Below are 19,860 nucleotides of genomic sequence, written 5' to 3'. Positions count from 1 at the left end.
CTGATCCGCTTCATTTATAAGGCTTATTTAATTTAACACGCACTACAAAATTCGTCAATGCTTTTTCTATTTCTTTTTTAATTGTCCTCTGCATTTTCCACAACGATACTTAGCTGTGTTAATTCTTCTTTGCCGGAAGTATTCGTGTGAACAACGAGTACAAGAATAAATATGTTTCAGCTTTTCTCGTTCAGAAGGTAAAGGTTTGCAATGCCTTGGAGAGCCGGTTTTCTTTAACAGATCCTTAAACTCCCGATCTTTGTGCGCGAATCCTTTCCCTTCAATATGTAAATGATAATGACATAACTCATGTTTGATAATGCCGACAAACTCTTCCTTATCCATCTCTCTTAAATACTTAGGGTTTAATTCAATCTTCCTTTTCGAAGGGATGTATCTTCCACCGGTAGTTCTTAATCGAGAATTAAAGGATACATGATCTACATAAGGCTTACCAAAAAACTCCAGAGATATGCTGTTTGTCCACTCCTGTAGTTGTTGTTGTTCAATCCACATTTCCGGAACACCTCTCACCCTTTTTGCATAGTCTATTATAAATGGGAATGTCTCCAAATACAAAAGGAGGAGTTTCAATTGCCACGCTGGCTGCGTAAACAAATGTCCAATGCCTTTTTAAATAAAGATAAATACCAAATCAAAATGTTAAATCAATGCTGGTATTTTTATCGCCATCGATACAAATAAAAAACCCGGAAGAATAAGATCTCCCAGGTTATGTGTTATTTTTTCAGCATAGTGAGTGCAATTCGTTGTTTTTGTATATCTACGTTTTCTACCCATACGGTAACCACATCACCTACTGAGACGATGTCCATAGGGTGTTTTACGAATTTATTCGATAATTTTGATATGTGAACAAGCCCATCTTGCTTAACTCCTATATCCACGAATACTCCGAAATCCACTACATTGCGAACAGTGCCTTCAAGCTCCATCCCTTGTTCAAGGTCTTCCATGGACAGAACATTGGTCTTTAACAATGGTTTCGGCAGGTCATCTCTAGGGTCTCGTCCCGGTTCTGTTAACGACTTGATCATATCTTTTAGGGTAGGCTCGCCTACGTCCAATTGCTCTGCTGTTGCGGATACATTGACATGATTCAACTTCTCTTTAATTTCGTCATTCCCTAAATCCGCAGGTGTACATTCAATTTGCTGAAGCAATGATTGAGCAGCCTGATAACTTTCCGGGTGAATGGACGTCTTATCTAATGGTTCCTCTCCCTCGAGAACCCTTAAGAAACCTATACTTTGTTCAAAAGTTTTGGCACCAAGGCGCGGAATATCTTTTAATTCCTTCCTAGTTGCAAACTTCCCAATCTCTTCACGCTTCTTCACAATGTTATTTGCAACACTTTTGCTTAAACCTGATACATATTGAAGCAGAGATGAAGATGCTGTATTGACGTTAACCCCTACCTGGTTCACAGCTGTTTCAACGACAAAAGTGAGGGATTGATTTAATTTCTTCTGGCTTACATCATGTTGATATTGGCCGATCCCGATGGATTTAGGATCAATCTTCACTAATTCCGCCAACGGATCCTGAACTCTTCTAGCTATGGATACGGCACTTCTCTCTTCTACCTGTAAATCAGGGAATTCTTCTCGTGCAAGCTTTGATGCAGAGTACACACTCGCCCCTGCTTCGTTAACGATCATATAAGAAGCGGGTAATGAATATTTCTGGATCATGTCAGCAATAAATTGTTCTGTTTCTCTAGAAGCTGTACCATTTCCAATCGCAATGAGTTCGATGGGATATTTATCAAAAATGGCGCGTACCTTCCGCTCCGAGCCCTCCACATCACTCTTTGGAGGTGTTGGATAAATTACGGATACTTCAAGTTTTTTTCCTGTCTCATCAATTACCGCAAGCTTACAGCCGGTTCGATAGGCTGGATCTACACCTAAGACTACCTTTCCTTTAAGAGGAGGCTGTAGCAGCAGGCTTCTTAAATTACTGGAAAACACTTCAATTGCCTGTTCTTCAGCGGTTTCCGATAAAGCGTTACGAATTTCTCTCTCAATAGATGGCTGTATCAATCGTTTGTAACTATCAAGGATCGCCTCTTCTAAGATCTTGCGTAATTTCTGGGAAGTGGAAGGCTTAATAACTTTCCTGTTTAATAAGTCAATAATGGCTCCCTCCGGAGGGTGAATAGAGACTTTTATAACGCCCTCTTTCTCCCCGCGATTTAGAGCTAGAACGCGATGGGAAACGATAGACCTCACCGGTTCCTGATAGTCGTAATACATTTCAAAAATAGACTTCTCATCTTTTTGGTCGTTCTTTACTGATGATTGGATAGTTCCGCTTTGATGTGTTTGCTTACGAATGGGTTCTCTAAAGTCAGGGTCATCGGAAATCCACTCTGCTAAAATATCGTTCACTCCGAGACTGACTTCCTCTAAGGTATGTAACTCGTGCTCTTCAGAGAAATATTTTTCTGCTTCTTTTTCATAGTCAAAATCGCTTTGTTCCCATACGAGCAAGGCAAGCGATTCTAATCCTTTTTCCTTTGCAACAGTAGCCCGCGTTCTTCTTTTTTGTTTATAGGGACGGTAAAGATCTTCTACTTTTTGTAACTGCACAGCTTTTTCTATTTCATTTCTTAACTCATCAGTCAGTTTTCCTTGCTCATCAATGAGCCGAATTACTTCCTCTTTCCTCTGTGTTAAGTTCTGAACATAAGCCCATTGATCTTCAATCGCTTTAATTTGTACTTCATCGAGACCGCCAGTTAACTCTTTTCGATAACGGGCGATAAATGGCACCGTATTCCCTTCATTTAATAACTCAATAACTTGGTTAATGGGTTTTGCAGCTAAACCTGTTTGCTTGGCTACAATGCTTACTATATCTGTTTTTTCCATTAAATCAGTCAAAAATAAGCCTCCTTCTATTGCCTTCCTGTTTGTATTGTATCAAAATAAATCGTTTATTTCCTATACATATGAAAGGACCTTATTCCTGGATCAGAATAAGGCCCTTTATTTATACTCCATTGCAATTAGAGTTGTATCATCATCACGAAATTGACCATAGAGCTCCTTATATTGTTCAACGATGAAATGGATATCATGCGTGTTCGTATTCTTTACAGACAAACGCCGATCACTGACTCCGTCGGAAAACAACAGAAAGATCATTCCATGCTCAGCCTTTCCACGTGTTACCTTAAGCCTTTTAGGATAACCTGCTAAATATCCGGATAATGGGATGTTTCTGTTTCGCTTGCCATCTTTCGCGAGCGTGATGATCCCTATATTTCCTATAGAGGAATAGGAATAAGTTTGTTCAATAAGGTCAATTCGGAGTATGCCTAAAACGACACCTCGTTTTCCAAGTAAGACCTCATTACATTTCCTAATAATAGATTCGATCTCCATATCAGGAAAATCTTCGAGGACTTTCATAACCGCCTGCGAGGATTCTTTGGCTAACTCTCCACTTCCTAAACCATCTGCCAATGCACATATAAATGCATCATCAGTTTCCTTATAAAAATAGCTATCCCCGCAATAGTAGTTCCCCTTTTTAGCCTTTTGATAGACGGAAACAGCTACCTGGTTTTCAATTACGGACATTAGAATGCCTCAACAGATTCTGCTTGTAATGCTTCTCTCAGCTTCCTCAATGCTCTCCGCTGCAGTCGGGAAACGTGCATTTGAGAAATACCAAGTCTTTCTCCTGTATCCTTTTGGCTCATATTCTCAAAGTAGGTGCACTGCAATATTTCTTGTTCACGTTCATTTAGAGTCGGTAAAACTTTTTGAAGGAGCATTTTTTGATCAATCTGATCGTATCCATCCTCCTGATTACCAATCAAATCTAAGATGGTCACTGTGCTGCCATCCGAGTCGGCCTCAATCTTGCGGTCCACCGATAACGCTTTGTAGCTTTTCCCCATTTCCATTGTCTCAAGCACATCTTCTTCGGAGACTTCGAGATAGTCAGCAATCTCAATCACAGATGGAGATCGCTGCAATACACTAGTTAATTCTTCAGCAGCCTTTTTTATTTTGGGACCAAGTTCCTTAATTCTGCGAGGAACATGAACACTCCAAGTTTTATCCCGAATAAATCGCTTGATTTCTCCGATAATCGTTGGGATCGCGAATGATTCAAACGATTTACCAAACTCCGGATCATACCTGCGAATAGCTGCAAGAAGCCCCAGCATTCCTACTTGAACTAAATCTTCGTGAATTGTACTGTTCTTAGAATACTTACGAGCAATCGATTCCACTAGATCACGATAGGCCAGCACAATCTTTTCCTGAATCTCTTCATCGTTTGGATTTTCCTGTAAAGTTGCTATCCAATTATAAACTTCATCATTGTGTTTTCGAGATTTGGTCGCCATCTTGACTCACCTCATTCTCATGAAGGTATTTTGTCATTAGGACAATAACTCCATATTTGCTGTTAATTTCAACCTTATCCATTAAGGCATCAATCAAGAATAGACCAAACCCACCTTCCCGTAACTCACTAATATCGTCACTGTGCTGATAAGGTCCAATATCCTCTTTAATTTCCCCTAAATCGAAACTGCCTCCATGATCGGCGACCATGACTTCCAGGCGATTTTCATAAACTCCAAATCCAATGGTAATCTCGCCTTCGCCCGTTTCCTTATACGCATGCTTCACGGCATTCGTAATTGCTTCAGAAATAGCTACTTTCAGGTCTTCAATATCTTCATATGAAAATCCCATTCGATTAGCAATTCCTGAAGTGCTTAAACGGACTACACCGACATATTCAGCCTTAGCAGGGACTTTAACTTCGACAAAATCAAATTGTTCCATTTTTACATTCCACCCCGAACTGTATTGTCGATGTTCATAATCTCAGTTAAACCTGTAATCTTGAATAAACGGTAAACACGTTCCTGCATTTGAACAAGTCTCAAATCAGAATTATGTTCCTTCGTTGATTTTAACGCACTAATAAATACTCCTAACCCTGTCGAATCCATATAATTGACATCTTGAAGGTTAACTTCTACAGTCTGACCTTCCTCTTCAGTCTCAGGCAGTAAAGATCCTTTTAATTTAGGAGCCGTAAATGCATCTACTTCTCCAACTAAAGATACATACGTCACCCGGTCTTGATTTGTTATATCTATGGTCAAATTCATTTAGATCTCCTCCCAATAATCCTAAAAAACTCATCGGAGAAAGAATACCCTTCTCAAACTTATGTTAAACATTTCTTCGCAAAATAATTAACGTAAAATCATCTCTAAGTTGAAAATCCTGTAATCGCTCAAAATGTTTGTAAACATGTTCCACTATCTCCTGGGCAGAGAGGTGTGCGTATTCTCTTATCACTTCTAATATTTCTTCTTGTTCAATGAAACGGTCGCCTTGTCGGCATTCTGTCACTCCGTCTGTCAGCAGGATAATCATATCGCCCATAGCAATCTCTCTGGTATATTTATGGTAGGTTGTCTCAGAAGAAACGCCTAATACCAAGCCGGAAGCCTCGATTTCTTCAAACTCATTTTTCTCTTTGCTGTAGTAGTATCCTGGCTCATGCCCTGCAGATGAATAATTAAACGTGTGATTCTCAGTATCATATAACCCATAAAACATCGTAATGAACATACTCGAATCAACGTTTCTTTCCACCACACGATTAAGACTTCCTAAAATTACATCCGGATCCATTCGCATTTCTGGGAAGCTGTCCATCGCATACTTGATCATCGACATGCATAATGCAGCAGGAACTCCCTTCCCGATCACATCAGCAATAGCTATCCCTAACGTTCCATCAACATCCTCAACAAAATGATGGTAGTCCCCGTTCATTTGTTTAGCAGGAATACTTATTGCGCCAATATCCAAATCCTCACGCTCAGGTTTTACAGTAGACAGCAAAGTTTTTTGCATATTGGCAGCGACTGAGATCTCTGATTTCAGCTCTAATTGCCTTTCTCTCAACGATTGATATTCCTGATAAGCCATCCCATATGAGATCATTGTTTCTAGCAAGAAACTTAAAGAAGATTGAATATATTCCGGCATATTCGGGTATAAATCTTGTAACGCTTCAATATGCACATTAATGATCTCTTCGGGTGAGATATTCTGCTGCATAGACTGTTTACTGAATTGCTCGGCTTGATAAAGGGCCTGCTCATCCTTTGTTTTAATATACTCATGCATTAACTCTTTATAATTTTTCAATTCAACCTTCAGAGTATCCATTTCTCAACCTCCCTTAACGGAGCCACTTGACCACCTTAATTTCTGTTCCTTGCCCATGCTCGGATTGAATATCAAATTCGTCCATCAGTCTTTTGACCCCGGGCAGGCCTGCTCCAAGACCTCCTGATGTGGAAAAGCCATCTTCCATAACTTGATTCAATTCTTTTATCCCTGGTCCATCATCCATTGCAATTATAATTAATCCCTTTTGATTTATTTCTTCGATGGTTTCAAAGCAAACTTTACCTGTACCCGCGTACAGATAGATGTTCCTTGCTAGTTCAGAGATTGCAGTGGCAATTCTTGCTTGATCAACTGTTCCAAAGCCTACTTTCCCGGCTATATCCCGTCCAAGCTGACGTGCCCCGACAATATCCCACTCCTTTTTAATATTGACACAGGATTGGAAGTCCATATCTACTCCTCCAGTTCCTGTCGAAGTTTGATCAACCCTTGTTCTAAATCTAGTGCAGTCGGGACATCCTGCAAATGAATTCCTAGATCAATCAGTGTCATAGCAACCGCAGGCTGAATACCCGTGAGCACCACCTTAGCACCCATAAGATCTGACATTGTCACCACATCTCCAAGAACCTTCGCGATGAAAGAGTCAATAATTTCGACCGAGGTTAAATCAATGACAACTCCTGTTGCTCCGCTTTCATGGATTTTACTAAGCAAATCCTCCTGAAATTGAATAGCTGTCTGATCATCTAAATCGATTTGTATGGAAATGAGTAAATAATTATGAAGCTTTAAAATTGGAATCCTCATTGTGTTCACTCCTTGTCTAGAGAATCGATTAATTTCTCGATATCCTTATCATTCTTTTGAGCTTCTTCAATGGTACGATTCGTTAGCTCCAATGCAGTTTGGAAGCCTTTGCGCAGCGAACTTTTTGTTGGGAACTTCCCTAAATCGATCCCAAGATTTACGATAGTTTGGGCAATTTCAGGTCTGATCCCTACTAAAATACAACGGGAACCAATTAAACGTACAGCTTCAGCGGCCTGGATAATATGGTGCGCCACCATTGTATCCACGACAGGAACCCCAGTAATATCAATAAGAACAACCTCTGCATTGTGTTTAATAACACCATCTAAAAGGTTTTCCATAATGAACTTAGCTCGCTCAGTATCTATGGTGCCAATCAAAGGCATAATCGTAATATTATCCATCACCGGAATCAGCGGGGCAGACAGCTCTTGCAAAGCTACACGCTGCAAGGATACAATGTTTTCCCAACTTCCGGAGAATTCATTTACCAAACGATTAATTACCGGATCGACCCAGTCATCAACTTCTCTTAACACTTTAGAGAAGTAATTCGAGTCGATTTGATCGGATTGGCTTAAAATATACTCCGTAAGCACCCTGCGGAAAACCTGCATGCCATCAGTCAAATAACTGAGAGGCCACCCTAAATTAATCAATCGTTCTGAGAAATCGTCCATATCAGAGGATAGTCCCTGACTTTCAATACTGGAAAAAATCACATTTACAAATTCCCGGTTCGTGTTTTCAAACAGCTCGTCCGATATCGTCGCTGTATAATCACCTTTTTTATGACTATTAACTTCTTCTAACCACATTTGTATAATGTCATTGCTATGTTCTAAAACGATATTTTTCAGCTTTTCATCCATCGTTAAACCCCCGACTATATTCTACAATTTCATTACATGCTTAAACGCGTCATAACTACCTGTGAATAATTTTATCAAACATTATGAAGATAATACACTAATTTAGTCTATTTTAACCTTGATCAAAAGGACACGGTAACAAAATTATCTACACTTTAACAATTCCAGATAAAAAGTGCAAAAAAATAAAGCTGCCTAATTATATAGACAGCTTTATCTTAAAAATCAATAAGTCCAAGGCTGATTTGCAAGGATTCGTTAACCTGTTGCATCATCGGCCCATCCAGATGTGTGATTTTATCGGTCAAACGTTGTTTATCAATCGTTCTGATTTGTTCCAGCAGAATAACAGAATTGCGTTCGAAACCATATTTTTCAGCATCAATTTCAACATGTGTAGGAAGTTTAGCTTTTTGAATCTGCGCGGTTATTGCCGCGATAATAACTGTAGGGCTGAAACGATTCCCAATATCATTTTGCAAGATGAGAACAGGGCGTACCCCGCCTTGTTCTGATCCTACAACCGGGGACAAATCAGCGAAATAAACGTCTCCTCGTTTGACTATCACAGGCTTCACACCCCGCTCACTAATTGCTCCAGGGTGTGATCTGCCTCCTCTTCGGCCTGAAACGCTTCTGAAGCGATAGTTAAATTAATTTTAGCCATTTCCATATATCCACGGCGCATGGATTCTCTAATATGGCGTTGCTTTTCTTCCCGCAAATACATTTTTGTTGCTTTACACATGAAATCGCTCCGATCACTGTTTTCGAGTTGAACATGACCATCTAATTCACTTAGTAGGCTATCTGGAATACGAATGACAATCTCCTGCATACTGTCGGACAAAACCATACACCTCCACCATCTTCTTTCAAAAGAAACCAGTCAAATAAGTCCAATTTAATCTTATCATTGGCTGGTGTCTATTGCAAAGGAGTCTTGGATTTTTTTCGTGAAAAATGTTGCATGGTGATTGAATAGAAGGAGGATTGTCTTGCATGTACTTCATCAAACCTTAATTAAAGTGTTGTCTACTTCTACCATATGCCCATTTTTCAAATACATGCGTGGTACACGATAACTTATCATACAAGGAATCTCATAATTAATCGTATCTAAATAATCGGCCAGTTCATCGGTATGAACCTCTACATTATCCTGCTTGCCAATTAATGTAACCTTAGTTCCGATAGAATATTCTCGATCTAGTTTAATCATAAACTGATCCATGCATATTCTTCCGACAATAGGGTGGCGCTTTCCGTCTACTAACACTTCAAAGCCTTGCAGTTTACGAATCCAGCCATCTGCATAACCCATAGGAACTGTCCCAATCCATTCCTCACTTTCGGATTGATAGGTAGCCCCATAGCTGATGGATTCCCTAGGAGGCACCTCCTTCACATGAATCAAACGACTGTTCAATGAGAAAGCAGGCTTGAGATCGATCGGCCGCTCATCTTTCACTACAGAAGAAGGATAAAGCCCATACATACTTATACCAAAACGAACATAATGCTGCATATCCTCAGGAAAACGCATGCTCGCAGCACTATTCCCGGTATGAATCTCAACCGGTTGTGACCATACTTTCTTAAAATGATCATACAGGGTGTCAAATCGAGCCGCTTGTTCTTCGTAATACTTCAGGTCTTTTTCATCCGCTGTGGCAAAATGAGTAAATAAAGCTTCTAATTCAACCCAGGGGTTTGCCTCTATAGCACTAAGAATACCATCCAGCTCTTCTGTACTCCGTATTCCTATCCTCCCCATGCCTGTATCCCATTTCATATGAAGCTTAAGTGGCTTATTAAATGCACTTTGTTCTAACTGTTCCAGCCATTCTTTCTGAAATACAGGAACAGCAATGTCTTGATCTGCAGCAACGGGGGCATCTTCTGGTCTTATCCAGCCCATAACTAAAATGGGGGCAGTAATCCCAGCTCGTCTAAGTTTAATCGCCTCATCCAGTAATGAAACAGCCAGTCGCTCTGCCCCAGCTTCAATAGCCTGCTTAGCTACTTGGATATCTCCATGACCATAAGCATTAGCTTTCACTACAGCGTAGATTCCCGTACGTGGAGGAAGTCGTTTATCCATTTGTTCTATATTATGTGTTATAGCTGACAGGTTAATTTCTACCCAAGTATCTCTATAGAATGATTCGAATGACAAGGCGAAGCTCTCCTCTCCAGTTCAATATCTTTCTATTATTGAACGTGAAGGTCCGGCTGTCAACAATCATTAAACGGACGCTAAGAAGAAGTAATAAGGTGAGGTTTAGTAGTGGGAACAACAATAATTGCTAAAAATAAAAGCAGACCGTTAAGCCTGCTTGCAAGAAAGTTATTTGGTTGAATGACTGTTGATGGAACTTGCAATTGAAACCATTTCTTCCTGAGTCAGGTCTGCACTTGCCAGGTTAAACGTAGTACCTGATTCAGACCATTGCATCCGTTGATTCGACATAGCTGCTACTGTACCTCCAGCAAGCGCTACAGGGTCTGCATTGACAGTTACGGCTTGTCCGGCACTCGTAGGCTGTACTTCTGCTGACTCCTGGATGAGGGTGAAACTCTTATCTCCCTGATAAGTCATGATCACCCGCGTGCCATCCTCTGTTTGTACTTCTCGTTTATCTACCAGCTCAGCTCCGAGAGTGACCTGAGGATAAAGAACCTCATTAGCACCGTTTTTCTCTTCCATGTTTGAGACAGGAACTTCCCCAGAGGCCATTGCCATGTTTTGATCTACATCGAAATCTTCTTTCTTAAGGTTTTCTGCCTTCTTAAAATTATCAAACTGCACTTCTACTAATGCCTGAGCATCCTGATTAAATACTTTTACTAAGACAGGTTTAAATGTCTTCTTATCAAAATAAATTTCCTGAACCGGCAGGGTTTGATTATTTTGGTAGTTGGTCTTTGTTTTAAACACATAGTGGTTCTCTGTTACATTAAACTCTGCATCGGCATCCTTTTTAATATCTTTCACTAAAGAAGCATACAGATAGGGCTGACTTGTGTTATCCGGCCAATCGCTTTGAAATTTAAAACTTTTATTCAAAGCAGGTGTTAAGACATAAACCCCACTGTTGTTTTTAAGGATGATTTGGTTTCCTTTTTCATCTTCCTGATTGTGAAGTTTCACCTTATAGAATTTATCTTCTTTATGCCAAATTTGAATTTGATATTTTTGTTCTTCTTTTCCGGTTCGCATGGTCATCGTTACATCCGTTTTATAACCAGGCATTTCTTTAGCTTGTTGTGACAGTTTCTCCACAACGTCTTCTTTAGACTTCTCTCCACAAGCACTCATAACGAGCATTATTGTCACTAAGACGAACAAAAGGATCGGAAAACGTTTCGGCATGCACTCAACTCCTTTGTCTCTTCTGAAGGACAAAGGGAACGTATTATTCGTGGATCAGAAAGAGAATGTACGAAAGGTCTGGGATAACCCTTCTATTAGATCAGTGGCAAGCAGGTCCACCATGGAATGTTCAGATTCTGTTAACATTTCAGCTGTAAGCCCATGTACCATACACCCGATATTTAATGCATCCATAATTGAATTTGACTGAAGCATCATAGCCAGTAAAATTCCTGACAACACGTCTCCGCTTCCGCCTTTTGCCAAGCCGGCGTTCCCCGTTAAATCAACATATTGTCTACCATCAGGGGCAGTAATAATGGTAACAGGTCCTTTGAGAACAGTATAAACCCCATAAGTTTCTGAGAACTTACGACTGTAGTAAAAAGGCGCATTGACAATTGTAGAAATTGATTGATCAACTAGATGTGCGAACTCACCTGGGTGCGGTGTGAGAACGGTAGGGTTTGTTCTCTCTTTCACTAAGTGAAGGATATCTTTCAACTGGTAAAGCCCATCTGCATCGATCAGCAGTGGTGATTCTACTTTACACACAAGATCCTCAACTAGTTTGTGAGATTTCAGCCTGCGCCCCATTCCCATACCTAAGGCCACTCCATCATAGTTAGACACATCTGTGTCAATTTGCCCATTTACAACACCCGAATCTTCCTGCAACGGGAGAAATGTTGCCTCCTGAACGTAGGGTGCAACATTTTGAATAGCGCTGCCAGGGGCGGCGACTGTCAATAGACCAGCTCCACTTCTAAGCGTGGCCCTTGCCGACATCGCAATTGAGCCGGGCATATTAGCTGCTCCCCCAACGATCAGCCCTTTTCCGTGGCTGCCTTTATGTGAATTTGCTCTTCGCTTCGGAAATGCTCGTTTAGCATCTTCCCACTGCCACACTTTTCGAGTGGATGAAGGAAGCTTTTTCACCGGCAAGCCGATTTCTACAACGTTCCATTCCCCATAATACACCCGAGTGTTTTCTACTAACGCACTTATCTTCACGGCTGCTATGATACACGTATAATCCGCTTCAAAGGCTTGATCAACATCAATTCCTTCATCAGCTGGTACTCCGCTCGGAAGATCCACCGCTATTCGGAATGCCTCTTGCTCATTAGAAAGCGCAACAACTTGCCGAATCAGACCACGCAACCGCCCTTTCATACCAATTCCGAGCATCGCGTCAATAATGACATCGGCACCCACCAAAGATTCCCTTATTTCAGTTATCTGTTCTAAATGATATAAAGGAAATCCTGAATTCTCCAAAAGCCTTTTGTGAAAATGGGAGCCTCCCTCCACCTTCGAATCAGGGACCACCTGCCAGGCTTCTATAGAGTAACCAAGGTTTAATAATGTCCGGGCGATTACGAACCCATCTCCCCCGTTGTTTCCACCACCAATTAGAATGACAATCTTTTGATGTTTGGACAGCTTTTTTTCTAAATCAAAACAAACTGCTCGGCCCGCATTCTCCATTAATAGTTTACCTTCTAATCCAGAGGACTCTATCGCCACCTGGTCCCATTCGTACATCTCCTGCGCGGTCACAACATCCATTTCGTTCCCTCCTACCCGCATTACATGTTATGAGACAACCTATGTAATTATGTCATTTGCTCTATCTTCAAGGACGATTTGCGCTACAGCTTGACTCTTACTATGCGAGATAGCTACCCATATCTCGAGGTGTTCATATTCCTTCACATGTATAATGGGAGCTCCGTCCTTATTCGTTTTCACTTCAATATCTTGAAAACTGAGCTTTCCGAGCCCCGTTCCAACAGCTTTAGAGAAAGCTTCCTTCGCCGCAAAACGACCCGCGAGAAATTCTGCACCTCGGTGTTTCGTTAACTGATGATACCGCTCCTGTTCATTCCTGGTTAATATTCTTTGAACAAAGCGAGCATTTCGCTTTATACTTTGTTTAATACGATCAATTTCAACAATATCAATGCCAATCCCCTTAATCATATTCATCTTCCTTTATACTTTTGCTTCTGATGAGTCGGGCTACAATTTTAGTATACCCGATAATTTCTTCTCTTAAAAAGAATACTGGCCTATGTGATTGCTTATATTGGAAATGAGATACTCTTCTAAAGGAGACCAAATAACATGTTTGTTAGAACAGAAAGTTTCAAGGAATTTCTAAGATTTTACCCTATCGTATCAGGACTTGTTGCCATTAACCTCTTATTATGGCTGTGCATTTATGTTTTTCAGTTTTCATTTGCTCTCGACATGCTGCGTGCCGGGGTGGGGAACAACTACCTTGTAGCCCAAGGTGAGTATTGGCGCCTCATAACCCCTATTTTTCTGCATGGCGGATTTGCCCATGCCCTGTTCAATTCCTTCTCACTCGTCCTATTTGGGCCAGCTCTTGAACAGATGTTAGGCAGATTAAAGTTCATCAGCGTTTATCTTCTTGCCGGGATCGCCGGAAATATCGGAACATACATTGTTGCGCCAAATGCTTTCTACCAGCATCTTGGAGCATCAGGTGCCATATTTGGCATTTTCGGCATTTATGTATTCATGGTTTTGTTCCGCAAACACTTGATCGGTTCAGCCAATTCACAAATCATTATGGTCATTTTTATCCTTGGATTATTTATGACCTTTACGCGACCGAATATTAATGTCGTGGCCCATGTATTCGGTCTAATCGGCGGCTTCGCCATGGCTCCTCCTTTTCTCAGAAAGGCTAAACCCTTTTCCATTGGGGTCAACCGGGGGAGACATAAGAACAAGAGTCAAAGTGGTGCAGGATTTAACCCAAATCGATGGAATAGACGTAGTGTAAGAAGAAAGGGATACGGAAAAAACATACTTTGGGGGATCATTATCTTTCTTGTTCTGCTGGCCCTTGCTAATAACATTTAATAACTTTTTCGCCGCCCTCCGCAAGAAGGCGGCTTTTCTAATGAGAAGAAAATCATTTATTTAACCTACCACTCGTATAATAAAAAAGCTGCCAGCCCCTTAGGTCTGACAGCTTCATTATATTATTTAGCGTTCGAGTTACGCCCTTTATTTTGGAAACCGCGGTTCCCTTTTCCTTTAAAGTTACGGGACTTATTACTGTGCTTTTTGAAATTGCGCTTGCCGTCTTTACGGTAAGGCTTATTACCGCCTTTTCCTTTTCCACCGCCGCGTGCCCCTTTTACACTGATAGGCTGGACAGAGGACAAACGAACCGGCACCTCACTGCGCTCTTTTGTGAGCATTTTTAAAGCTGCCGCCACAAGGTCAGACGCATCGTGTTGCTCAAGCAATTCACTTGCTGATTGTCTATACTTATCGAGGTCTTTATTACCTACAGCACCAGTCAGTTTTTCTACAGCAACTTGCTGTTGTCCACGACGTGCTTCATCAGAAGAAGGTACATTCATGCGCTCAACCTTCTTCTTCGTAAGCTTCTCAATTAAGTTGAGTTGTGCTTTCTCACGTGATGTTACAAAAGAAACAGACTCCCCTTTGCGGCCTGCACGGCCAGTACGTCCAATACGGTGGACATAGCTTTCAGGATCCTGAGGAATGTCAAAATTGTAAACATGTGATACTTCAGAAATATCAAGTCCGCGAGCAGCAACATCTGTTGCTACAAGGATCTCGATTCTGCCTTTTTTGAATTTATTCAATACGGACATGCGTTTGCCCTGAGTGAGGTCACCGTGAATACCTTCAGCACGGAAACCACGAGCTTGTAAGCCATCTGAAACTTCATCTACACGTCGTTTCGTACGGCCAAACACGATCGCTAATGCTGGAGCGTGAATATCCAGAAGGCGTGTTAACGTGTCGAACTTATGCTTTTCCGGGATCTCCAAGTAGTATTGATCGATATTTTCGACTGTCATTTCCTTTGATTTCACTTTAACTTCCTCAGGTTTCTTCATGAGCGTTGTGGCGATGTTGCGGATTTCCTTAGGCATGGTAGCTGAGAAAAGCAACGTCTGACGGTGCTCTGGAAGAGACTTAAGGATGTCACGAATGTCATCAATGAAACCCATGTTTAACATTTCGTCTGCTTCATCTAACACAGCTGTATGAACGTTCTCAAGTTTAATCGTTTTACGACGGATGTGATCAAGTAAACGACCAGGAGTTGCCACAACGATTTGGTTGTCTCGAAGTGCACGAATTTGGCGTTCCATATTCGACCCACCATAAATCGGAAGTGTGCGTACCCCTTTATATTTACCAAGCCGGTTTACTTCTTCAGCTACTTGAATGGCTAATTCACGCGTCGGCGCGATCACCAGCCCCTGAACAGACTTGATATCTTTGTTTATTTTCTCGATCATCGGTATTCCGAATGCAGCTGTTTTACCTGTTCCCGTTTGCGCTTGGCCGATGACATCTTTCCCCTGTAACCCAAGAGGAATGGTTTGCTCTTGAATAGGTGTCGTTTCTTCAAACCCCATGTTGTTTAAAGCCTTCAACACCGGATTGGATAATCCTAATGAATTGAATGTTGTCACTATACTTTCATACTCCTTTATTAAAAAAATCTTCTACCTTACCAGTGATTAAAACATGTAAAAAAAAGCCTCCTGCCAATGCTATACGGGAGAGGCTTTGAAGCACCTGCCTGATAGATTCATCCATCATAACACACATAACAGTATATATTCTACACATTTTTATTATGCTTTTCAAACGTATCAATGATAAAATGATGTAAAGCGTTTTAATATATAACTAAAAGAAGCTTGGCAGCCATATATGCTTTATTATCAGGGTATATGCTAGTGATCCTAACAAAAGGAGGGTCAGGTTTGGATAAGCCTCCCTTTCATCCATATTTCATGTTAGCAATTGGTGTACTATCTATTTCAACCTCAGCTATATTGGTTAAACTGGCCGGGGACGCTCCAGCTTCCATGATCGCTTTCTATCGGTTGGTGCTTGCTGTGATTATTATGCTCCCCTACGTTATGTGGAACCACACCCATGAGTTCAAAGAAATTTCTTCAAAAGAATGGGTATTAGCTACTTTTGCAGGTATCTTCCTGGCTTCACACTTTATATTATGGTTTGAATCCCTAAATTATACGTCAGTTGCCAGCTCTGTAATCCTCGTATCTATGCAGCCTCTATTCGCATTTCTAGGAACATTTCTGTTTTTTAAAGAGCGTTTCACTGCAGGGGCTTTACTAAGCATGGTTATCGCTGTAACAGGAAGTGTGATTATTAGTTCAGGTGATTTCCGAATTAGTGGAATGGCACTGGTTGGAGATATCCTCGCCCTTCTTGGGGCAGTGATGGTGACAGCCTATTTTCTGTTAGGACAGAACTTAAGAAGGCGACTTTCCTTGCTATTTTATACCTTTATTGTGTACGGGGTCGCCGCGCTTAGTTTATTTATTTATAACCTGGTACTTAACTATTCCTTTACGGGATACTCCGGTCACCAATGGCTGATATTTTTAGCGCTGGCCATTGTACCAACTTTTTTTGGTCATACGCTGTTTAATGCGTCTTTAAGATGGATCAGCACCTCTACCATCTCCATGGGCATACTTTTAGAGCCGATCGGGGCCTCCATTCTCGCTTACGTGGTGCTCGATGAACAAATCTCCTGGTATCAGTGGCTCGGAGGATCCATCGTTCTATTTGGACTTATGCTCTTTATTGTTAGTACCAAAAAATTAAGAAAACCAAAAATTACACATAATTCCCATAACTCTTAACAAGTTTTCCAAAGTACTGCAGCGAGACAGAAACTTACTATAAGAAAGCAGGTGAACACCATGTCGATTCAACTAATTATTGATGGAGGGGCCGATTTACCTCAAGCCATGGTTGAACAACATAACTTGAAAGTAGTCCCTTTAAACCTTCATTTTGATGAAGACCACTATAAAACAGGGTTGACGATCGATTTGCCAACATTTTACGAAAAACTGAAAGAAGCTACTACGCTTCCTAGCACCTCTTCTCCCAGTCCTAACGAATTTTACGATAAGTATAAGGAAGTAGATAAGGATACGCCTATTATTGTTCTGGCACTTACTCAAGGATTGAGCGGCACATACGAGAGTGCCGTGATAGGGAAAAAAATGCTGCTTGAAGAAGAGCCTAACCGTTCCATAGCTGTATTAAATACAAAAACGGCTTCTTGCGGAATTGCCCTCCTGGTCCATGAAGCCACTGCGATGTCAGCAAACGGCATTAAGTTCAAAGAGGTCGTCGCTCATATGGAGAAGAAAATCGAGCAAACCACTACCCTCTTCATCTTAAAAACGCTGGAAAATGTCATTAAGGGCGGTCGTCTTGATAAGGTAAAAGGTACTATTGCAAAAACCCTTAATATAAAGCTGCTTATGAAAGCTACTGAGCAAGGGAAAATCGAGGTGACCGAAAAGGTACGGGGGAACAAGAAATCCCTCCGCCGCTTCATCGAACAAATCGGAGAATATTCCCATCAATTTGAAGACAAAGTGATCGCAATTTCTCATAGTAATGATGAAGAACGCGGCAAGTCAGTTCTTCAAAGCATCAGGGACCGTTATAACTTCAAAGACTCCATTTTCACAGAGATGGGACCGATTATTTCAACCCATGCAGGAGAAGGTGGCATCGTTATTGCATTTTTTAAAAATGACTAAAGCCAGTGGAAGCTCCTCTGGCTTTATGACGGGAACTGGAACGATAAATTGGAGTAATGATTTAATAGCTTGTGCCTGAAGAAAGTGACGGTCTCTCCCTGTCAGAACATGAAAAGGTCCTCCTTCACCTAGCTGGCCCCTAGCTAGGTGAAGGAGGACCTTTTTCGGGTACGGCCCCGCGGGAGTTGGACTTCCAGTATAACCATGGATGCATAAACACCAACACTCGTTATTGTCCACCTGCCCATTCAAATTCTCTATAATTTACGTGGAAGGAAACGCGCCTGAGAAAAATGGCGCGCCTCATTTCATTCCTTTTACGAAAGACCCTATCCCTTTAACAATTGGGGAAACCTGCTGAATTGTTTGCATAACCTGACCTGTGGTAGACATCATTTTATCAAAGTCCAACTGTCCTTGTTCATCTTGAAAATAAGAAACAACACTGCTCTTCGATGCCGCTGCAGGCTCACCTTCATTGTATCCCTGTTGTCCATAACCATACGTGTAAGGATTGTTGTAAGCGTACATCCCCTGATTCCACATGGCATTAGGTGGCGATGCAAAATTACCATAAGGGTTGTAATGATTATAATAGGGAGGGGATGTATTGGTACGGCTATCTGGCTGACAGTAAGGGTAATAAGAATTATAAGGATAAGTGTAAGTGTACACAATCAGTTCCACCTTTTCATTCATTTACTATAGCCTATGTTACTAAGGGGAAAAAGTGTAAAAAAAAGCAAGTGACAATAAATCACTTGAAATTATGATGATATATTTGAAGTTTTTTGAAATGTTGCGTCGTACGGGATACCTAGCGCTCGTCTCAACCTGCGTTCTTGATAACCAAGAATCTTTTCACTGTTAAAAAAGGTAGCAGGCGTAGCATAGATTCGTTGTGCTTTTAAATCTTTGAAATGCCTCTCATCCTTAGAAATATTACGTTCTTCAAAAGCTATATTCCATTTACTCAATTTTGCTAATACCTTTTCACATTGCACACAGTCATTACTGGTGTACACTATAACCTCGTGACCGATCATTGACACCCCTCCATTCTCTCTTTCTAGTTCCTTTGTAATATTTACTTTATAATACCCATTTCATCTACAGTTAAACTTTAACACCAAAAAAAATGCACACGAGGGGCGAGGATGCCCCTGAATGCATTACTAATTTGTCAAAGTTTCTTGAATGCGCTGTTCACCACTAACTAGGTCAAAACTCTTGTTTAAGGCTTGAGATTCAGACAGTAAAAAAGAAATTGTCTCGGCTACATCTTCACGAGGAATTTTTTCAAAACCGGGAACATGCTTCTGAAGTTTAACTTTCCCTGTGCCTGAATTATTCGTTAATATACCTGGTCGGACAATCGTATAAGTCAAGCCTGACTGTTTCAAGTGTTCATCAGCTCTATGCTTGGCAAACATATAATGCTTGATCGTATCGGGAGTAGATTCCGGTCGATCGGCAGCGATCGAACTTAATATCACGAATTTCTTAATTCCAAAATATTTCGAACGCTCGATAGCTTTGATAGCCCCTTCTTGGTCAATCAGAATCGTCTTATCAGCGCCCGTATGCGGACCGGATCCAGCCGCGAAAATAACCGCATCTATATTATAAAACGCTGAGTCAAAATCTTTTTCCAGATCGCCAAGCACTGGTTTATGTCCCTTTTCCTCAAAATGCGGGAATTGATCAGTATCCCGGACCATAGGAACTGGTTCGTGGCCATAATCACTTAGTTTATCTACGATATGTTTTCCTACTTTACCATTTGCTCCTATTACTAAGACACGCACGATTGCTTGCTCCTCCTTCTATACTATGACTACTCGATAATCTACCCTGGTAATCGGAGGTTTAAACGACTATTTAATGATGAAGTGGAAAAAATTCATTGTAAGCTAATAAGGCTCCAGGTGCCCTAGAAATGATAGGAAGCGATTCGACTA

General features: G+C 41.1%; 24 protein-coding genes. 4 read left to right on the top strand and 20 right to left on the bottom strand.

Going from position 1 to position 19,860, the window contains the following annotated elements:
• Positions 1 to 66 precede the first annotated feature (66 nt).
• A complete protein-coding gene (locus P9989_RS02350; RefSeq protein WP_283077239.1) occupies positions 67 to 516 on the bottom strand; it encodes a SprT family protein in 450 nt (149 codons plus the stop codon).
• Between the two features lie 78 nt (positions 517 to 594).
• Between P9989_RS02350 and cmpA the strand changes: the two genes are divergently transcribed.
• Positions 595 to 705, top strand: a complete 111-nt coding sequence (gene cmpA / locus P9989_RS02345; protein WP_139377036.1) for a cortex morphogenetic protein CmpA — start codon at positions 595 to 597, stop codon at positions 703 to 705.
• Positions 706 to 740: 35 nt separating this feature from the next.
• Here cmpA and P9989_RS02340 read toward each other — a convergent pair whose 3' ends face one another.
• The 15 genes from P9989_RS02340 to acpS all read right to left on the bottom strand — a co-directional run bounded on the left by P9989_RS02340 (position 741) and on the right by acpS (position 13,256).
• Positions 741 to 2,897, bottom strand: coding sequence for a Tex family protein (locus P9989_RS02340; RefSeq protein WP_283078810.1), 2,157 nt, complete (start codon positions 2,895 to 2,897; stop codon positions 741 to 743).
• A gap of 117 nt (positions 2,898 to 3,014) precedes the next feature.
• A complete protein-coding gene (locus P9989_RS02335; protein WP_283077238.1) occupies positions 3,015 to 3,611 on the bottom strand; it encodes a SpoIIE family protein phosphatase in 597 nt (198 codons plus the stop codon).
• Complete coding sequence (sigB, locus tag P9989_RS02330; RefSeq protein ID WP_283077237.1) at positions 3,611 to 4,390, bottom strand: RNA polymerase sigma factor SigB; 780 nt, start codon at positions 4,388 to 4,390, stop codon at positions 3,611 to 3,613. Before sigB ends, P9989_RS02335 begins: the two co-directional genes overlap by 1 nt.
• Complete coding sequence (gene rsbW / locus P9989_RS02325) at positions 4,362 to 4,838, bottom strand: anti-sigma B factor RsbW (protein ID WP_283077236.1); 477 nt, start codon at positions 4,836 to 4,838, stop codon at positions 4,362 to 4,364. The genes sigB and rsbW overlap by 29 nt, the downstream gene beginning before the upstream one ends.
• A 2-nt stretch (positions 4,839 to 4,840) precedes the next feature.
• Positions 4,841 to 5,170, bottom strand: coding sequence for an STAS domain-containing protein (locus P9989_RS02320; protein ID WP_283077235.1), 330 nt, complete (start codon positions 5,168 to 5,170; stop codon positions 4,841 to 4,843).
• A gap of 64 nt (positions 5,171 to 5,234) precedes the next feature.
• Positions 5,235 to 6,245 (bottom strand): PP2C family protein-serine/threonine phosphatase, encoded by a 1,011-nt coding sequence (locus tag P9989_RS02315; protein WP_283077234.1) that lies wholly within the window; start codon positions 6,243 to 6,245, stop codon positions 5,235 to 5,237.
• 13 nt (positions 6,246 to 6,258) lie between these two features.
• Positions 6,259 to 6,660, bottom strand: coding sequence for an anti-sigma regulatory factor (locus P9989_RS02310; RefSeq protein WP_283077233.1), 402 nt, complete (start codon positions 6,658 to 6,660; stop codon positions 6,259 to 6,261).
• Positions 6,661 to 6,662: 2 nt separating this feature from the next.
• Complete coding sequence (locus tag P9989_RS02305; RefSeq protein WP_079525635.1) at positions 6,663 to 7,019, bottom strand: STAS domain-containing protein; 357 nt, start codon at positions 7,017 to 7,019, stop codon at positions 6,663 to 6,665.
• A 5-nt stretch (positions 7,020 to 7,024) separates the two neighbouring features.
• Positions 7,025 to 7,894 (bottom strand): RsbT co-antagonist protein RsbRA, encoded by an 870-nt coding sequence (locus P9989_RS02300; RefSeq protein ID WP_283077232.1) that lies wholly within the window; start codon positions 7,892 to 7,894, stop codon positions 7,025 to 7,027.
• Positions 7,895 to 8,112: 218 nt separating this feature from the next.
• Entirely contained in the window at positions 8,113 to 8,463 is a 351-nt protein-coding gene (locus P9989_RS02295; RefSeq protein WP_079526733.1) for a type II toxin-antitoxin system PemK/MazF family toxin, read from the bottom strand.
• A gap of 5 nt (positions 8,464 to 8,468) precedes the next feature.
• The gene (locus P9989_RS02290; protein WP_079525632.1) at positions 8,469 to 8,750 is read right to left on the bottom strand and encodes a CopG family ribbon-helix-helix protein; all 282 of its coding nucleotides are present in this window, start codon (positions 8,748 to 8,750) and stop codon (positions 8,469 to 8,471) included.
• Positions 8,751 to 8,906: 156 nt separating this feature from the next.
• On the bottom strand, positions 8,907 to 10,073 hold the full coding sequence (alr, locus tag P9989_RS02285; RefSeq protein WP_283077231.1) for an alanine racemase: 1,167 nt from the start codon (positions 10,071 to 10,073) through the stop codon (positions 8,907 to 8,909).
• Positions 10,074 to 10,244: 171 nt separating this feature from the next.
• Entirely contained in the window at positions 10,245 to 11,270 is a 1,026-nt protein-coding gene (locus P9989_RS02280; protein ID WP_283077230.1) for a LolA family protein, read from the bottom strand.
• Between the two features lie 54 nt (positions 11,271 to 11,324).
• On the bottom strand, positions 11,325 to 12,842 hold the full coding sequence (locus P9989_RS02275) for an NAD(P)H-hydrate dehydratase (protein WP_283077229.1): 1,518 nt from the start codon (positions 12,840 to 12,842) through the stop codon (positions 11,325 to 11,327).
• 39 nt (positions 12,843 to 12,881) lie between these two features.
• A complete protein-coding gene (gene acpS, locus P9989_RS02270; protein ID WP_283077228.1) occupies positions 12,882 to 13,256 on the bottom strand; it encodes a holo-ACP synthase in 375 nt (124 codons plus the stop codon).
• 144 nt (positions 13,257 to 13,400) lie between these two features.
• Here acpS and P9989_RS02265 point away from each other — a divergent pair, with 144 nt between their 5' ends.
• Entirely contained in the window at positions 13,401 to 14,168 is a 768-nt protein-coding gene (locus P9989_RS02265; RefSeq protein WP_283077227.1) for a rhomboid family intramembrane serine protease, read from the top strand.
• Between the two features lie 122 nt (positions 14,169 to 14,290).
• Here the strand turns inward: P9989_RS02265 and cshA are convergent, their stop codons facing one another.
• A complete protein-coding gene (cshA, locus tag P9989_RS02260; RefSeq protein WP_283077226.1) occupies positions 14,291 to 15,769 on the bottom strand; it encodes a degradosome RNA helicase CshA in 1,479 nt (492 codons plus the stop codon).
• 297 nt (positions 15,770 to 16,066) lie between these two features.
• Here cshA and P9989_RS02255 point away from each other — a divergent pair, with 297 nt between their 5' ends.
• On the top strand, positions 16,067 to 16,981 hold the full coding sequence (locus tag P9989_RS02255; RefSeq protein WP_283077225.1) for a DMT family transporter: 915 nt from the start codon (positions 16,067 to 16,069) through the stop codon (positions 16,979 to 16,981).
• Between the two features lie 60 nt (positions 16,982 to 17,041).
• The gene (locus P9989_RS02250; protein ID WP_283077224.1) at positions 17,042 to 17,899 is read left to right on the top strand and encodes a DegV family protein; all 858 of its coding nucleotides are present in this window, start codon (positions 17,042 to 17,044) and stop codon (positions 17,897 to 17,899) included.
• A 303-nt stretch (positions 17,900 to 18,202) separates the two neighbouring features.
• On the opposite strand, the gene P9989_RS02245 is transcribed toward P9989_RS02250, so the two are convergent.
• The 3 genes from P9989_RS02245 to P9989_RS02235 form a co-directional block, all read right to left on the bottom strand.
• The gene (locus P9989_RS02245) at positions 18,203 to 18,598 is read right to left on the bottom strand and encodes a YppG family protein (RefSeq protein ID WP_283077223.1); all 396 of its coding nucleotides are present in this window, start codon (positions 18,596 to 18,598) and stop codon (positions 18,203 to 18,205) included.
• 68 nt (positions 18,599 to 18,666) lie between these two features.
• Positions 18,667 to 18,945: a glutaredoxin family protein gene (locus tag P9989_RS02240; protein WP_283077222.1), complete on the bottom strand. Its 279-nt coding sequence runs from the start codon at positions 18,943 to 18,945 to the stop codon at positions 18,667 to 18,669.
• 129 nt (positions 18,946 to 19,074) lie between these two features.
• Positions 19,075 to 19,707 (bottom strand): SDR family oxidoreductase, encoded by a 633-nt coding sequence (locus P9989_RS02235; protein ID WP_283077221.1) that lies wholly within the window; start codon positions 19,705 to 19,707, stop codon positions 19,075 to 19,077.
• Positions 19,708 to 19,860: the final 153 nt, after the last annotated feature.

Source organism: Halobacillus naozhouensis (assembly GCF_029714185.1).
Lineage (GTDB): Bacteria > Bacillota > Bacilli > Bacillales > Halobacillaceae > Halobacillus_A > Halobacillus_A naozhouensis.
The sequence above is the reverse complement of the archived record's forward strand: the minus strand, read 5'-3'. Positions and strand labels throughout refer to the sequence as shown.

Excerpts from the sequence above, each read along its gene's own strand:
- P9989_RS02350 (WP_283077239.1), bottom strand. The coding sequence starts at position 516 with ATGTGGATTGAACAACAACAACTACAGGAGTGGACAAACAGCATATCT.
- P9989_RS02340 (WP_283078810.1), bottom strand. The coding sequence starts at position 2,897 with ATGGAAAAAACAGATATAGTAAGCATTGTAGCCAAGCAAACAGGTTTA.
- P9989_RS02335 (WP_283077238.1), bottom strand. The coding sequence starts at position 3,611 with ATGTCCGTAATTGAAAACCAGGTAGCTGTTTCCGTCTATCAAAAGGCT.
- sigB (WP_283077237.1), bottom strand. The coding sequence starts at position 4,390 with ATGGCGACCAAATCTCGAAAACACAATGATGAAGTTTATAATTGGATA.
- rsbW (WP_283077236.1), bottom strand. The coding sequence starts at position 4,838 with ATGGAACAATTTGATTTTGTCGAAGTTAAAGTCCCTGCTAAGGCTGAA.
- P9989_RS02320 (WP_283077235.1), bottom strand. The coding sequence starts at position 5,170 with ATGAATTTGACCATAGATATAACAAATCAAGACCGGGTGACGTATGTA.
- P9989_RS02315 (WP_283077234.1), bottom strand. The coding sequence starts at position 6,245 with ATGGATACTCTGAAGGTTGAATTGAAAAATTATAAAGAGTTAATGCAT.
- P9989_RS02310 (WP_283077233.1), bottom strand. The coding sequence starts at position 6,660 with ATGGACTTCCAATCCTGTGTCAATATTAAAAAGGAGTGGGATATTGTC.
- P9989_RS02305 (WP_079525635.1), bottom strand. The coding sequence starts at position 7,019 with ATGAGGATTCCAATTTTAAAGCTTCATAATTATTTACTCATTTCCATA.
- P9989_RS02300 (WP_283077232.1), bottom strand. The coding sequence starts at position 7,894 with ATGGATGAAAAGCTGAAAAATATCGTTTTAGAACATAGCAATGACATT.
- P9989_RS02290 (WP_079525632.1), bottom strand. The coding sequence starts at position 8,750 with ATGGTTTTGTCCGACAGTATGCAGGAGATTGTCATTCGTATTCCAGAT.
- P9989_RS02280 (WP_283077230.1), bottom strand. The coding sequence starts at position 11,270 with ATGCCGAAACGTTTTCCGATCCTTTTGTTCGTCTTAGTGACAATAATG.
- P9989_RS02275 (WP_283077229.1), bottom strand. The coding sequence starts at position 12,842 with ATGGATGTTGTGACCGCGCAGGAGATGTACGAATGGGACCAGGTGGCG.
- acpS (WP_283077228.1), bottom strand. The coding sequence starts at position 13,256 with ATGATTAAGGGGATTGGCATTGATATTGTTGAAATTGATCGTATTAAA.
- P9989_RS02265 (WP_283077227.1), top strand. The coding sequence starts at position 13,401 with ATGTTTGTTAGAACAGAAAGTTTCAAGGAATTTCTAAGATTTTACCCT.
- P9989_RS02250 (WP_283077224.1), top strand. The coding sequence starts at position 17,042 with ATGTCGATTCAACTAATTATTGATGGAGGGGCCGATTTACCTCAAGCC.
- P9989_RS02245 (WP_283077223.1), bottom strand. The coding sequence starts at position 18,598 with ATGAATGAAAAGGTGGAACTGATTGTGTACACTTACACTTATCCTTAT.
- P9989_RS02240 (WP_283077222.1), bottom strand. The coding sequence starts at position 18,945 with ATGATCGGTCACGAGGTTATAGTGTACACCAGTAATGACTGTGTGCAA.